12 protein-coding genes are annotated in these 14009 nt (G+C 73.3%); 5 read left to right on the forward strand and 7 right to left on the reverse strand.

What is annotated here, in order from left to right; translation table 11 throughout:
- The gene (locus FH969_RS01235) at window positions 1-288 is read left to right on the forward strand and encodes a YciI family protein (RefSeq protein ID WP_139985574.1); all 288 of its coding nucleotides are present in this window, start codon (window positions 1-3) and stop codon (window positions 286-288) included.
- Window positions 289-306: 18 nt separating this feature from the next.
- Here the strand turns inward: FH969_RS01235 and FH969_RS01240 are convergent, their stop codons facing one another.
- The 3 genes from FH969_RS01240 to uvrB all read right to left on the reverse strand — a co-directional run bounded on the left by FH969_RS01240 (window position 307) and on the right by uvrB (window position 4773).
- Window positions 307-1284: a TerC/Alx family metal homeostasis membrane protein gene (locus FH969_RS01240; RefSeq protein ID WP_139985575.1), complete on the reverse strand. Its 978-nt coding sequence runs from the start codon at window positions 1282-1284 to the stop codon at window positions 307-309.
- Window positions 1281-2333, reverse strand: coding sequence for a TerC family protein (locus FH969_RS01245; protein WP_139985576.1), 1053 nt, complete (start codon window positions 2331-2333; stop codon window positions 1281-1283). The genes FH969_RS01240 and FH969_RS01245 overlap by 4 nt, the downstream gene beginning before the upstream one ends.
- A 334-nt stretch (window positions 2334-2667) precedes the next feature.
- On the reverse strand, window positions 2668-4773 hold the full coding sequence (uvrB, locus tag FH969_RS01250) for an excinuclease ABC subunit UvrB (RefSeq protein WP_108717318.1): 2106 nt from the start codon (window positions 4771-4773) through the stop codon (window positions 2668-2670).
- Window positions 4774-4969: 196 nt separating this feature from the next.
- Here uvrB and FH969_RS01255 point away from each other — a divergent pair, with 196 nt between their 5' ends.
- The gene (locus FH969_RS01255) at window positions 4970-5401 is read left to right on the forward strand and encodes an OsmC family peroxiredoxin (RefSeq protein ID WP_108719844.1); all 432 of its coding nucleotides are present in this window, start codon (window positions 4970-4972) and stop codon (window positions 5399-5401) included.
- Window positions 5402-5439: 38 nt separating this feature from the next.
- Here the strand turns inward: FH969_RS01255 and coaE are convergent, their stop codons facing one another.
- The 4 genes from coaE to gabT all read right to left on the reverse strand — a co-directional run bounded on the left by coaE (window position 5440) and on the right by gabT (window position 10235).
- Window positions 5440-6585 carry a dephospho-CoA kinase gene (coaE, locus tag FH969_RS01260; RefSeq protein ID WP_108717317.1) on the reverse strand — a complete coding sequence of 382 codons (1146 nt, stop codon included), beginning with the start codon at window positions 6583-6585 and terminating at the stop codon, window positions 5440-5442.
- A complete protein-coding gene (locus tag FH969_RS01265; protein ID WP_108717316.1) occupies window positions 6579-7292 on the reverse strand; it encodes a pyroglutamyl-peptidase I in 714 nt (237 codons plus the stop codon). The genes coaE and FH969_RS01265 overlap by 7 nt, the downstream gene beginning before the upstream one ends.
- Window positions 7289-8722 (reverse strand): aminobutyraldehyde dehydrogenase, encoded by a 1434-nt coding sequence (locus tag FH969_RS01270; RefSeq protein WP_139985577.1) that lies wholly within the window; start codon window positions 8720-8722, stop codon window positions 7289-7291. The genes FH969_RS01265 and FH969_RS01270 overlap by 4 nt, the downstream gene beginning before the upstream one ends.
- A 154-nt stretch (window positions 8723-8876) precedes the next feature.
- The gene (gene gabT / locus FH969_RS01275; protein ID WP_139985578.1) at window positions 8877-10235 is read right to left on the reverse strand and encodes a 4-aminobutyrate--2-oxoglutarate transaminase; all 1359 of its coding nucleotides are present in this window, start codon (window positions 10233-10235) and stop codon (window positions 8877-8879) included.
- 190 nt (window positions 10236-10425) lie between these two features.
- Here gabT and efeU point away from each other — a divergent pair, with 190 nt between their 5' ends.
- From efeU to efeB, 3 genes are read left to right on the forward strand one after another with little or no spacing between them, the layout of a single operon-like run.
- On the forward strand, window positions 10426-11340 hold the full coding sequence (gene efeU / locus FH969_RS01280; RefSeq protein ID WP_108717314.1) for an iron uptake transporter permease EfeU: 915 nt from the start codon (window positions 10426-10428) through the stop codon (window positions 11338-11340).
- The gene (gene efeO / locus FH969_RS01285) at window positions 11337-12656 is read left to right on the forward strand and encodes an iron uptake system protein EfeO (protein ID WP_139985579.1); all 1320 of its coding nucleotides are present in this window, start codon (window positions 11337-11339) and stop codon (window positions 12654-12656) included. Before efeU ends, efeO begins: the two co-directional genes overlap by 4 nt.
- Window positions 12657-12664: 8 nt before the next feature.
- The gene (gene efeB / locus FH969_RS01290; protein ID WP_108717312.1) at window positions 12665-13963 is read left to right on the forward strand and encodes an iron uptake transporter deferrochelatase/peroxidase subunit; all 1299 of its coding nucleotides are present in this window, start codon (window positions 12665-12667) and stop codon (window positions 13961-13963) included.
- The last annotated feature ends 46 nt before the right edge of the window (window positions 13964-14009 follow it).

A 14009-nucleotide genomic window follows, 5' to 3' on the forward strand; every position in this document is an offset into this window, starting at 1 on the left:
ATGCCCGTGTTCGCCGTCGAGTACACCTACGACGACCGCACCGCCGAGCGCGACGCGGTCCGGCCCGAGCACCGCGCGTTCCTGCGCGCCCTGCACGAGACGGGCGCGCTGCTCGCCTCCGGGCCGTTCGAGGGCGGCGCGAGCGCGCTGCTCGTCGTCGTTGCCGCCGACGACGCCGCGGCGCGCGACCTGCTGACGGGTGACCCGTTCGCGGCGGCCGGGCTCCTCGCCGACGTGCGGGTGCGCCCGTGGTCACCCGTGATCGGCGTGTTCGCGCACCTCGTGTAGCGCGAGCGCCGCGAGCCGTCAGGCCGGGGCGTCCTGTCGCGGCGGCTTGAGGACGCTGACCAGCCCCGCCACCCCGAGGCAGCCCGCGATCACCACGAGGGACACCCACGTGGCGATCTCGGGCGCCCACCCGACGGGCTCGCCGTGGTTGATGAACGGCAGCCGGTTGGTGTGCAGCGCCTCGAGCACGAGCTTGACGCCGATGAACGCGAGCACCGCGGCGAGCCCGTACTTGAGGTAGGCGAGCCGCTCCATGAGCCCGCCGAGCATGAAGTAGAGCTGGCGCAGACCCATGAGCGCGAAGATGTTCGTGGTGAACACGATGAACGGGTCGGTCGTGAGCCCGAAGATCGCGGGGATCGAGTCGAGCGCGAACAGCAGGTCCGTCGTGCCGAGCGAGAGGATCACGAGCGCCATCGGGGTGAGAAGCTTGCGCCCGTCGATCCGCGTGACCAGCCGGCGGCTGTCGAACTCCGTCGACACCGGCATCACGCGGCGCACGAGCCGGATCGTGAGGTTCTCCCGGTACTCCTCGACGTCGTCGGCGCGCAGCATGGAGACGGCCGTCACCACGAGGATCGCGCCGAAGAGGTAGAAGACCGCGGTGAAGCGGTCGATGATCGCGGCGCCGGCGAGGATCAGCGCGGCGCGCAGCACCAGCGCGATGAGGATGCCGATCATGAGCGCGCCCTGCTGCAGCGCGCGTGGTACCGCGAACGACCCGAGGATGAGCGCGAACACGAAGAGGTTGTCCAGGCTCAGGGAGTACTCCGTGAGCCAGCCCGCGACGAACTCCCCCGCCGGCGCCGGCCCGCCGACCACCCACACGAGGCCCGCGAACACGAGCGCGAGTCCGACGTACACGCCGACCCAGCGCGCGCTCTCCGTGAAGGTCGGCACGTGCGGGCGGCGCCCGATCACGGCCAGGTCGACGACGAGGATCGCCAGGATGACGACGAGCGACGTGACCTCGAACCAGCCCGGGAGCTGCGTCACCGCTCCTCGCCCGACGCGCCGCCGCCCGACCCGGGCGTCGTGTCCGACCCGGTCGTGCCGGCGCCGGCCGCCTCGAGCGCACGCTCGTCCCGACGGGTCTTCACGAGGCTCGCGACCGTCGTGATCACGAGGACCGAGACGATGAACGTGAGCGAGAACCCGATGCTCACCTCGGGGATCACGTCGACGTGCTCACCGCCGTTGATGAACGGCACCTCGTTCTCGTGCAGCGCGTGGATGACGAGCTTGACGCCGATGAACGCGAGGATCGCGGCGAGGCCGTAGTTGAGGTAGACGAGCTTGTCGAGCAGCCCGTCGATGAGGAAGAACAGCTGGCGCAGACCCAGCAGCGAGAACGCGTTCGCTGCGAAGATCAGGTAGACCTCCTGGGTGAGGCCGAAGATGGCGGGGATCGAGTCGATCGCGAACAGGATGTCCGCCGAGCCGATCGCGATCATCACGAGCAGCATCGGCGTGATGTGCCAGCGACCCTCGTGCCGCACCCACACCCGGTCGCCGTGGAAGCCCTCCGTGACCGGCACCACCCGACGCACGGTCCGGACGAGCCAGGTCTCCCTCTTCTCGTCGGTCTCCTCGGTGTGCCGCAGCTGCGCGAACGCCGTCCAGATGAGGAAGGCGCCGAACAGGTAGAAGATCGCGGCCCAGTTGTTGACGATCTCGGCGCCGATGAGGATGAAGACGGTGCGCAGCACGAGCGCGAGGATGATGCCGACGAACAGCACCTTCTGCTGGTTCTCCCGCGGGACCGCGAACGCGGCCATGATGAGGACGAACACGAAGAGGTTGTCGACCGAGAGCGACTTCTCGGTGATGTACCCGGCGTAGTACTCCGCGGCGAAGCCGCTGCCCCACATCCAGAGCACGAAGAGGCCGAAGAGCAGCGCGATCGCCACGTAGGCGCCGGACCAGATCGCCGCCTCGCGCAGCGTGGGGGCGTGCGGCTTGCGCACGTGCCCGAAGAGGTCGACGGCGAGCATCGCCACGATGCCGGCGAGCGTGCCGACCCAGATCCAGACGGAGACGTCCATGGGGAACCCTTCGGTGCCGTTGCTGAGGGACCGAAGGTCTTCTCCGGCCACCGGCCACCGGCCGGGTGCCCGACGACACCGGGAACCCTGCGCCGGGTGCCGTGGTGACGATGCCGTCGATTGAGGAGTACTCCCCTTCGGGGGCGACTCTAGGTGACGACGTGCGCTCGTGTCACGAACCGGGCACGCCGGTGGCGCCGGGCGGACTGCTCATGCGGCCCGTGGACGTCGCACGCCCGACGGCGTCGCGCCGGTTCCCCGCTCGTCCGCGTGACGGACGCCACATCTCAGGCGGTGGTCGACGCTGGCGCCGCGACGGCCCGCGAGGACGGCCTCAGGCCGTCGCCGCGACCATCTGCCGCAGCTCCTTCTTGAGGTCGGAGATCTCGTCCCGCAGCCGCGCTGCCACCTCGAACTGCAGCTCGGCGGCCGCGGCGTGCATCTGGTCGGTGAGGTCCTGGATGAGCTGCGCGAGGTCGGACGCTGCGGCGCCCGCGAGCCGGTCCCGCGCCGCAGATCCCTTGGCCCCGCCGCCCAGTCCGTGGCCGCCACCCTTCTTGCCGCCCGCCTGCCGGTAGCCGCCCGCGAGCAGCTCCTTCGTGTCGACGTCCTCCCGGGCGAGCTGGTCGGTGATGTCGATGATGCGCTTGCGCAGCGGCTCGGGGTCGATGCCGTGCTCGAGGTTGTAGGCGACCTGCTTCTCGCGGCGACGGTTCGTCTCCTCGATCGCCAGCGCCATCGACGGGGTGATCTTGTCGGCGTACATGTGCACCTGGCCCGACACGTTGCGCGCCGCGCGCCCGATCGTCTGGATGAGCGAGGTGCCCGAGCGCAGGAACCCCTCCTTGTCCGCGTCGAGGATCGCCACGAGCGACACCTCCGGCAGGTCGAGGCCCTCGCGGAGCAGGTTGATGCCGACGAGCACGTCGTGCACTCCGGTGCGCAGCTCGCGGAGCAGCTCGATCCGCCGCAGCGTGTCGACCTCGGAGTGCAGGTAGGCCACCTTGACGCCCCGCTCGAGCAGGTAGTCCGTCAGGTCCTCGGCCATCTTCTTGGTGAGCGTGGTGACGAGCACGCGCTCGTCCTTCTCCGAGCGCTCCCGGATCTCCCCCAGCAGGTCGTCGATCTGGCCCTTGGTGGGCTTGACGACGACCTCGGGGTCCACGAGGCCGGTGGGCCGGATGACCTGCTCGACCACGCCGTCGGACTGGCCGAGCTCGTAGGCCCCGGGTGTGGCCGAGAGGTAGACGGTCTGGCCGATGCGCTCGAGGAACTCCTCCCACCGCAGCGGCCGGTTGTCCATCGCGCTCGGCAGCCGGAAACCGTGCTCGACGAGCGTGCGCTTGCGGCTCATGTCACCCTCGAACATCGCCCCGATCTGCGGCACGGTCTGGTGCGACTCGTCGATGACGAGGAGGAAGTCCTCGGGGAAGTAGTCGAGCAGCGTGTTCGGGGCGGTGCCGGCCTCGCGTCCGTCGATGTGCCGCGAGTAGTTCTCGATGCCGCTGCACGTCCCGATCTGGCGCATCATCTCGATGTCGTACGTGGTGCGCATCCGCAGGCGCTGCGCCTCGAGCAGCCGGCCACCCCGCTCGAGCTCGGCCAGCCGTTCCTCGAGCTCGGCCTCGATGCTGCCGATCGCGCGCTCCATGCGCTCCGGCCCGGCCACGTAGTGGGTCGCCGGGAAGAGGAAGATCTCCGACTCCTGGCGCACGACGTCGCCCGTGAGCGGGTGCAGCGTCGCGAGCGACTCGACCTCGTCCCCGAACAGCTCGATGCGGATCGCGAGCTCCTCGTAGACCGGGATGATCTCCACGGTGTCCCCGCGCACGCGGAACGTGCCGCGCTGGAACGAGGCGTCGTTGCGGGTGTACTGCATCGCGACGAAGCGGCGCAGCAGGTCGTCCCGGTCGATCGTGTCCCCGAGGCGCAGCGGCACCATCCGGTCCACGTACTCCTGGGGGGTGCCGAGGCCGTAGATGCACGAGACCGACGCCACGACGATGACGTCGCGCCGGGTGAGCAGCGAGTTCGTCGCCGAGTGACGCAGCCGCTCGACCTCCTCGTTGATGGAGGAGTCCTTCTCGATGTACGTGTCCGAGGACGGCACGTACGCCTCGGGCTGGTAGTAGTCGTAGTACGAGACGAAGTACTCGACGGCGTTGTTCGGCAGGAGCTCACGGAACTCGGTGGCGAGCTGCGCCGCGAGGGTCTTGTTCGGCGCCATCACGAGCGTGGGCCGCTGCACCTGCTCCACCAGCCATGCGGTGGTGGCCGACTTGCCCGTTCCGGTGGCGCCGAGCAGCACGATGTCCTTCTCGCCCGCCTTGAGGCGCTGGGTGAGGTCGGCGATCGCGGTCGGCTGGTCGCCGGACGGCGTGTACTCCGACACCACCTCGAAGGGGGCGACGGTGCGCTGCAGGTCGGTCACCGGTCTCATACGGGCAACGGTACGTCGCACCTGTGACATCGGCTGATCGGGTCGACCGGACGGGCCCGGGCACCCGGCCGCCGGGCACCCGTCGGGCGCGCCTCGCGGCGACCGCGACCCGCGGCCGCGAGGGAATGCCGCGCGCTCGGACGAGGTTCACCCAGGAGTGCCGTGGAAGCGCCGCGGCCCCACGAAGGGAGACACCATGCCCCGTCCCGTGATCAGCGAGGCCAGCACGGTCTGGCACGGCGACCTGCTGAGCGGCTCCGGTCGCACCACCCCCGCCTCCGGCGCCTTCCCCACCGTCGACCTGGCGTGGAACTCCCGCGCCGAGGGCGCCGGCGCCACGACCACGCCCGAGGAGCTCATCGCCGCCGCGCACGCCTCCTGCTACTCGATGGCGCTGTCGCACGAGCTCGCCGGCAAGGGCACCCCGCCCACGCGCGTCGAGACGTCCGCAGCGGTGACGTTCGTCGCCGGTGAGGGCATCACCGGGATCGTCCTCACGGTCGAGGCCGAGGTCCCCGGCATCACCGAGGAGGACTTCCTCGCGGTCGCCGACGGCGCCAAGACGGGCTGCCCCGTGAGCGCCGCCCTGGCCGCGGTGCCGATCACCCTCGAGGCCACGCTCCGCTGACCTCCGTCAGCACGGCGCGCACTGGCGGCCGGCGCCCCTCAGGGCGCCGGCCGCCAGTGCGTACGACGCACCCAGTCGGCCAGGACGGGAGCGACCTCGGCGAACGAGGCGCTCGTCGTGGCCGGCGACGGCTCGGGCGGCGCGGCCCGCAGCCGGTCTCGCGCCGCCAGAGGCCACAACCAGCCCGCCGACCCGGTCAGCCGCACGGCGATCTCGACGGCGCGACCCGGGTCCGCGGCCCCATGCGTCACGGTGAGCCAGTCCTGCGCCGCCTCCTCGAACCCCGGCAGCGCAGCCGGGGTGTGGTGCAGCCGGAACTCCCCGACCCGCGGGAACCCCGCCCGCTCCAGCTGCTGCGTCAGCGCCCCGACGTCCCGCCACGACGCCACCCCCACCTGCAGCTCGATCACGTCCGGGGCCGCCGCCCCGGGGACGGCCGTGAGCCCGACGTGCGCGACGTCGTGCACCAGCTCCCCGCCCGCCCGGCGCACCCGCGCCACGAGGCGAGCGGCCGCGGCGGACCAGCGATCGCCGTCGGGCTCCACGACGGCACCCGCGTGCTCCACCGCACGACGGTGGCGGACGTTCGCCTCGTACGGGACGAGCCGGTCCCGCCACAGCTGCTCGATCCGGGCGCGCATCGCGGCCACGGGCTCGGAGGTGTCCAGCACGACGTCCGCGACCGCGGCTCGCTCCTCGTCCGACGCCTGCGCCGCGACCCGCGCGAGGACCGCCTCCCGCGTCATCCCGCGCTCCTCGACCGCGCGCCGTACCCGCTCCTCGAGCCGCGCCCACGTCACGAGGACGAGGTGGTAGCGGGGGGCGAGCCCGTTCTCGGTGAGCAGCGGGACGTCGTGCACCACGACGGCGTCCTCCCGCGCGCGGCGGACCCGCTCCTCGAACGCCGCCCCGACGGCCGGGTGCACAATCGCCTCGAGATCACGGCGCGCGGCGACGTCGTCGAACACGCGGGCAGCGAGCGCGGCGCGGTCCAGGCTGCCGTCCCCGGCCAGGACTCCGGACCCGAACCGCGCGACGACGGCCGCGAGTCCGGGCGTTCCGGGGTCGAGCACCTCGCGGGCGAGCACGTCGGCGTCGACCACGTCGGCGCCGAGCTCGGCGAGGGTGCGCGCCGCCGTCGACTTGCCCGAGGCGATGCCCCCGGTGAGCCCGACGATCAGCACGTGGCCACTCCAGCGGTCGCGTCGAGCATCGCCCGCTCGGGCCCGGCGAGCGCAGTGAGCGTGCTGGCCAGCACCGCGCGGACGGCCGCCACGACGTCGTCGAGCGGCACGAGGGGAACCGAGGCGGCGAGCGGGTCGTGGTCGGCGAGGGAGTCGGTGCCGGTCGCCGGCACGTGGACGAACCCGGCGACCGCGCCCGAGCCGGCCGTGAGGTCGAGCAGGTGGTACATCGTCGCGTTGCACACGTAGGCGCCGGCGGTGAGCGAGTCGGCGACGGCGAGGCCGCGCCCCCGGGCGTCCGCGAGGATCCGCGCGACCGGCAGGCGGGTGAAGAAGCCGTCCGGCCCGCCGGGACGCACGGCCTCCTCGCGCGGCGCGGCGCCGTCGTTGTCCGGGATGCGCGCGTGCGCGAGGTTGACCGCCACGCGCTCGACCTCGACACGGCCCCGGCCCGCCGCCAGCCCGAGCGAGAGCACGACGGCGGGCTCGACCTCCGCGATCGCGGCGGCCAGGGCGGGGCGCACCCCGCCGAACGTCACGGGCAGCCGTCGCGCCACGACGCGCGTGTCGAGCACACCGGGCTCGCGTCCGGGCACCTGGTCGTCGGCGCCGTCGCCCGCCAGCGCCTGCGCGACGTCCCACGAGGGGTTGCGCCGTGCGCCGCCGAACGGCTCGAAGCCCGTGACCAGGACGGTGCGAGCCGTCACGCGTCGTCCTCGATCGCCGTCATCACGTGCTTGATCCGGGTGTAGTCCTCGAGCCCGAAGATCGACAGGTCCTTGCCGTACCCGGAGTCCTTGAACCCGCCGTGCGGCATCTCGGCGACGAGCGGGATGTGCGTGTTCACCCAGACGCAGCCCGCGTCGATCTCGGCCGCGAGCCGGCCGGCACGCGCCACGTCACGCGTCCAGACCGATGCCGCGAGCCCGTACCGGACCCCGTTGGCGAGCGCGAGCGCCTCGGCCTCGTCGGCGAACGGCTGCACCGTGAGCACCGGCCCGAAGGTCTCCTCCTGGACGATCGGGTCGTCCTGGCGCACGCCGGTGACGACCGTCGGCGCCACGAAGTAGCCCACGTCCCCGACCCGGGTGCCGCCCGTCTCGACCCGGGCGTGCGGCGGGAGGTCCGCGAGCACCCCGGTCACCTTGGCGAGGTGCGCCACGCTGTTGAGCGGGCCGTACAGGGCGTCCTCGTCGGTCGACGAGACCACGAGCGCCTCGCTGGCGCGGACGAGCTCGGCGACCAGCGCGTCGTGCACGCCCTCCTGCACGAGCACCCGGGTGACCGCCGTGCAGTCCTGGCCCGCGTTGAAGAACGCCGCGCCGACGAGCGCGTCAGCGGTCGAGGCGAGCTCGACGTCGTCGAACACCACGGCCGGCGCCTTGCCGCCGAGCTCGAGGTGCGAGCGGCGCGGCCCGTCGGCGGCCGCGGCGGCGACGGCCCGGCCCGCGCGCACCGATCCGGTGATCGCGACGAGCCCGGGCGTGGGGTGGCGCGTGAGCAGCTCGCCGGTGGAGGCGTCCCCGAGGACGACGTTGAGCACCCCGACGGGCAGGATCCCGCTCGAGAGGCGGGCGAGGACGAGCGTGGACTCCGGGGTGGTGTCGCTCGGCTTGAGGACCACCGTGTTGCCCGCCGCCAGCGCCGGGGCGAGCTTCCAGATCGCCATCATGATCGGGTAGTTCCACGGCGTGACCTGGCCGACGACGCCGACCGGCTCGCGCCGCACGTACGAGGTGTGGCCCGGCATGAACTCCCCCGCCGCGGTACCTGCGAGCGTGCGCGCGGCGCCCGCGAAGAACCGCACGTGGTCCGCGCCGGTGAGGACCTCCTCCACCCGGATCGCCTCGCGGGGCTGACCGGTGTTGCGCCACTGCGCCTCGACGAGCTCGTCCGCCGCGGCCTCGATCGCGTCGGCCCACGCGAGCAGCGCCCGCTGCCGGTCCTTCGGGGTCGTGCGCCGCCACCCCGCCCGCGCCGCGTCCGCGGCGGCGTACGCCGCGTCGACGTCGTCGGCGTCGCTCACCGGCGAGGAGGCGACCACCTCCTCGGTCGCCGGGTTCACGACGTCGAGCCGGCCCGTGCCGTGGGCGGCGACGAACGCGCCGGCGATCCAGTTCTGCAGCTCGGTGACCACGTGTCCTCCTCGGTGCGGGTGGTGCTCGGGTTGTCGGTGGCGGGTGACGGTGCAGGTGCGGGTGCCGGGCGCTGGGCGGGGTCCGGAGCGGGTTCGGCGCGAGCCCGGGGTGGGCTCGTCGGGGGCTCGGCGCGGCGGGGCGTTCCCCCGCCGGTCAGCCCGGCTGGGCGGCGAGGGCGTCGAGCACGACGTCGAGGCCCTCGGCGAGCAGATCGGGCCCGATCGTGAGGGGCGGCAGCAGTCGCAGCACGTTGCCGTCCGTGCCGCAGGTCAGCACGATCACACCTGCGCGGTGCGCCGCTTGGGCCACCGCTCGCGTGAGCGCGGCGTCCGGCGCCCCGGTGATCGGGTCGACGATCTCGACGGCGAGCATCGCCCCCCGGCCGCGCACGTCGCCGATCCGCGGGTCGCCGGCCTGCGCCGCACGCAGCCGGTCGAGGACGAGGCGCTCGATCGCGCGCGCCGCCCCGACGAGGTCGTCCTCCTCGTACGTGCGCAGCGCGGCCAGCGCCGCCGCGCACGCCAGCGGGTTGCCGCCGTAGGTGCCGCCGAGGCCGCCCGGCCCGACGGCGTCCATCAGCTCGGCGCGCCCGGTCATCGCCGACAGCGGCAGCCCGCCGGCGATGCCCTTCGCCATCGTCACGAGGTCGGGCACCACGCCCTCGTGCTCGCACGCGAACATCGCGCCGGTCCGGGCGAACCCCGTCTGCACCTCGTCGGCGACGAGCAGCACACCGTGGTCACGGCACCACCGCGCGAGGCCGGCCAGGAAGCCAGGGGCGGGCACGATGAACCCGCCCTCACCCTGGATCGGCTCGATCACCACGGCGGCGACGTTGGCCGCGCCGACCTGCGTCGTGATCGTCGCGACCGTCCGCGCGAGCGCTTCCTCGCCGGTCAGTCCGTCCCGGAAGGGGTAGGACGCGCTCGCGCGGTACACCTCGGGCGCGAACGGGCCGAAGCCCTGCTTGTACGGCGCCACCTTCGCCGTCATCGTCATCGTGAGCGTCGTGCGCCCGTGGTAGGCGTGGTCCACCACGACGACGGCGGGCCGACCGGTCGCGGCGCGGGCCACCTTCACCGCGTTCTCCACGGCCTCCGCGCCCGACGTGAACAGCGCCGTGCGCTTGGCGTGGTCGCCCGGCGTCAGGCGGGCGAGCTCCTCGGCCACGGCGACGTACGACTCGTACGGCGTGACCATGAAGCACGTGTGCGTGAACGCCTCGACCTGCGCCCGCACGGCCTCGACGACGCGCGGCGCCGCGTTGCCGACGCTCGTGACCGCGATGCCCGACCCGAGGTCGATGAGCACGTTGCCGTCGACGTCCTCGACGACCCCGCCGCCCGCACGCGCCGCGTACACCGGCATGGTCGAGGCGACCGCGGCGCTGACGGCTACGGCGCGCCGTTCGGCCAGCGCGAGCGACCGGGGGCCGGGGATCGCCGTGCGCAGGACCCGGCGCTGCGCCAGCGCCTCGTGCGCCGTGCTGGTGCTGGTGCTGGTGCTGACCATCCGTGCCTCCTCGCTCGGCCGCGCCCGGTGCTGCTCGGTGTGGCGGCTCCCGTCACCGTATCCCGCGCCGCCCCAGGACGTGTCGTGCGCCACGTCGGAACGCGTGGACGGCCTCCGCCACCAGGAGTACCTTTCCCGAGAGTAGGTAAGCCGAACCTTCCCGGTCCGGACACCGGACACCGGGAGCAGCATGATCGCGGCATTTCTCATCGGACTGCGCGAGGGCCTCGAGGCCTCGCTCGTCGTCGGCATCCTCGTCGCCTACCTCCGCAAGACCGGCCGCAGCCACGCGCTGCCGCGCCTGTGGGCGGGGGTGGTGCTCGCCGTCGTGGGCTCCCTCGCGCTGGGCGCCGTCCTGACGTTCGGTGCCTACGGGCTCACCTTCCAGGCGCAGGAGGCGATCGGCGGCCTGCTGTCGATCCTCACCGTCGGCCTCGTGACGTGGATGGTCTTCTGGATGGTGGGCGCGGCGCGCGGGCTCACGCACGACCTGCACGCCCAGCTCGACGCCGCGGGAGACTCCGCGTGGGGCGTCGTCGTGATCGGCTTCGTGTCCGTGGCGCGCGAGGGCCTGGAGACCACGCTGTTCCTGTGGTCGACGGTCCGCTCGTTCGGCGACGGCCCGGGCGCGGTGCTCGGCGCCGTCGCCGGCCTGCTCGCCGCCGTCGGCCTCGGCTGGGCGATCTACCGCGGGATGGTGCGCATCGACCTCGCGGTGTTCTTCCGCTGGACCGGCCTGGCGCTCGTCGTCGTGGCCGCCGGCGTGCTGGCCTACGGCGTGCACGACCTGCAGGAGGCCGGCTTCCTGCCCGGCCCGTTCACGACCGCGGCCCCGATCGACCCCACGACCGGCGCCGTCGCCGTCGGGCTCGGCGCGTGGCCGTTCGGGTGGGCGTTCCAGGTGTCCGACGTCGTGGCCCCCGACGGCTGGCTGGCTGCCCTGCTCAAGGGCACCGTCGGGTTCACCCCCGAGATGACCTGGCTCGAGATCACCGTCTGGGCCCTCTACCTCGGCGTCGTCGGCACCGTCTTCGTGCGTCGCGCCTTCCGTCCCCGTCCCCACACGCCGTCGGCGCCCGCTCGGGTGCCGGAAGGAGCAGCATGATCACGCCGACAGGCACCTCCCCCACCGCCTCACCACGCACGGCACGCAGCGCCGCCCGCATCACGGCCCGCACCGGCGCGCGAGCCGGCGCCCCTGCGCTGCTCGTCCCCGCCCTCGCGCTCGCCCTCGCGGGCTGCGTGCCGAACACGCCGCAGGCCGATGCGAGCGGCGGCGCCGCCGGCGACACGTTCACGGTGAGCTCGACCGACACGGCGTGCGAGGTGAGCGGCGCCGAGGCGACCAGCGGCACGCTCGCGTTCGACGTGACGAACGACGGTGACCAGGTCACCGAGTTCTACCTCATGGCCTCGGACGGCCTGCGGATCGTCGGCGAGGTCGAGAACATCCCCCCGGGATCCTCCCGCACGCTCACGGTCACCGCCCAGCCGGGTGACTACCTCACGCTGTGCAAGCCCGGCATGGTCGGCGCCGGCGTCGGCTCGACGCCGTTCTCCGTCACCGGCGACCGGGTGGAGCTCACCGGGCCCGACGCCGAGCTCAAGCAGCAGGCCGTCGACCTGTACGCCGCGTTCGTCAAGGACCAGGTCGCGCAGCTCCTGCCCCAGACCGAGGCGTTCGCGCAGCGGTACGTCGAGGGCGACGACGACGGCGCCCGCGCCGCGTTCCCGATCGTGCGCACGTACTACGAGCGCGTCGAGCCGGTCGCCGAGGCGCTCGGCGACCTCGACCCGCGGATCGACTACCGCGAGGTCGACGCCGTGGCCGAGGGCCTGGACTGGACCGGGTTCCACCGGATCGAGAAGGACCTGTGGCTGCCCGCGCCCGGGTCGCTCAACTCCGACGGCGAGACGGACGCGTACGCGGACTGGACCCCCTCGACGCCCGACGAGCGCGCGGAGCTCGGCGGGCTGCTCGTCGACGACGTCACCGAGCTGTACGAGTACGTGCACTCCGACGACTTCACCGTCTTCCTCGACGACAAGGGTGCGGACTGGATCTCCAACGGCGCGATCGGGCTCCTCGACGAGGTCGCGACCGGCAAGATCACGGGCGAGGAGGACTGGTGGTCGGGCACCGACCTCTACGACTTCGCCGCCAACGTGGAGGGCTCGAAGATGGCGTTCTCGCTCGTCCAGGACCTCGCGTCGAGCTCGGGCGACGACGGCGAGGCCCTCGTCGCGCAGATCGAGACCGGGTACGCGGACCTCGAGGCCGCCCTCGCGGAGTACGGCTCGCTCGACACGGGCTTCCCGGCGTACTCGACGCTCACCGACGAGGACAAGAAGCAGCTGTCCGACCTCATCAACGCCCTGGCGGAGCCGCTGTCGCAGCTCACCACCACGGTGCTGTCCTGAGCGGTGCGATGACGACGCCAGACCCTGACCCTCAGCCCGCGCCGCGCGGCACGTCGCGCCGGGGCCTGCTCGGCCTCGGCGCGGCCGGGCTCGTCGGCCTCGCGGGCGGCGCGGTGCTCGGCCGGGCGACCGCCGCGCAGGCGGGACCGCTCGCCGTCGGGTCGAGCGCCGTCGGGCCGAGCGCGTCGGAGGCACACGCGTTCTACGGGGCGCACCAGGCGGGCATCGCGACCCCGGTCCAGGACCACCTGCACTTCGCGGCGTACGACCTGTCGCCGCGCGCCACGCGCGAGGACCTCGTCGCCCTGCTGCAGGAGTGGAGCTACGCGGCCGCGCGCCTGACGCAGGGCCTGGACGTCTCGGCGACGGGCGCCGTCGGGGGCAACCCCGCGGCGCCGCCCGACGACACGGGCGAGGCGCTCGGGCTGCCGCCCGCGCACCTGACGATCACGATCGGGCTCGGCTCGAGCCTGTTCAGCACGGGCGACTCGGCCGACTCCGACCGGTTCGGGCTGGCCGCGCAGCGCCCGGCGGGTCTCGCCCCGCTCCCGCCGTTCCTCGGCGACGCCCTGCAGGCGGAGTGGTCCCACGGCGACCTGTGCATCCAGGCGTGCGCCGACGATCCGCAGGTCGCGGTGCACGCGGTGCGCAACCTGTCCCGGACGGCGTTCGGGCGCGCGTCGGTGCGCTGGTCGCAGATGGGCTTCGGCCGCACGTCCCGCACGTCCGCCGCGCAGGCGACGCCGCGCAACCTGTTCGGGTTCAAGGACGGCACGCGCAACGTGCTGGGCACCGAGGAGGACCGGCTCGCCGAGCACGTGTGGGTGGGCGAGGGCGACGAGCCCGCGTGGCTGCGCGGTGGCTCCTACCTCGCGGTACGCAAGATCGAGATGCAGCTCGAGCCGTGGGACCGCACCTCGCTCGCCGAGCAGGAGCGGGTGCTCGGCCGCGACAAGGCCGAGGGTGCGCCGCTCTCGGGCGGCACCGAGTTCACCGAGCCGGACTTCGCGGCCGGCGCGATCGACGTCGCGTCCCACGTGGCCCTCGCACACCCCGACCACAACGGCGGCGCCACGCTGCTGCGCCGCGGCTACAACTTCGTCGACGGCACGAACGCGCTCGGCCGCCTCGACGCCGGGCTGTTCTTCCTCGCGTACGTGCGCGACCTCGAGCAGGTGATCACGGTGCAGCGCGCGCTCGCCACCGACCTCATGAACGAGTACGTGCGCCACATCGGCTCGGCGACGTTCGCGATCCCGCCCGGCGTCGCGCCGGGCGGCTGGGTGGGCGAGACGCTGCTCGCCTGACGAGTCGCGCGGCGAGGCGAACCCCTCGACGGGGCGAGGCGCGGGG

This window comes from Miniimonas arenae, from assembly GCF_006351005.1.
GTDB lineage: Bacteria > Actinomycetota > Actinomycetes > Actinomycetales > Beutenbergiaceae > Miniimonas > Miniimonas arenae.

Excerpts from the sequence above, each read along its gene's own strand:
- FH969_RS01255 (WP_108719844.1), top strand. The coding sequence starts at position 4,970 with ATGCCCCGTCCCGTGATCAGCGAGGCCAGCACGGTCTGGCACGGCGAC.
- efeU (WP_108717314.1), top strand. The coding sequence starts at position 10,426 with ATGATCGCGGCATTTCTCATCGGACTGCGCGAGGGCCTCGAGGCCTCG.
- FH969_RS01235 (WP_139985574.1), top strand. The coding sequence starts at position 1 with ATGCCCGTGTTCGCCGTCGAGTACACCTACGACGACCGCACCGCCGAG.
- efeO (WP_139985579.1), top strand. The coding sequence starts at position 11,337 with ATGATCACGCCGACAGGCACCTCCCCCACCGCCTCACCACGCACGGCA.
- FH969_RS01245 (WP_139985576.1), bottom strand. The coding sequence starts at position 2,333 with ATGGACGTCTCCGTCTGGATCTGGGTCGGCACGCTCGCCGGCATCGTG.
- gabT (WP_139985578.1), bottom strand. The coding sequence starts at position 10,235 with ATGGTCAGCACCAGCACCAGCACCAGCACGGCGCACGAGGCGCTGGCG.
- uvrB (WP_108717318.1), bottom strand. The coding sequence starts at position 4,773 with ATGAGACCGGTGACCGACCTGCAGCGCACCGTCGCCCCCTTCGAGGTG.
- efeB (WP_108717312.1), top strand. The coding sequence starts at position 12,665 with ATGACGACGCCAGACCCTGACCCTCAGCCCGCGCCGCGCGGCACGTCG.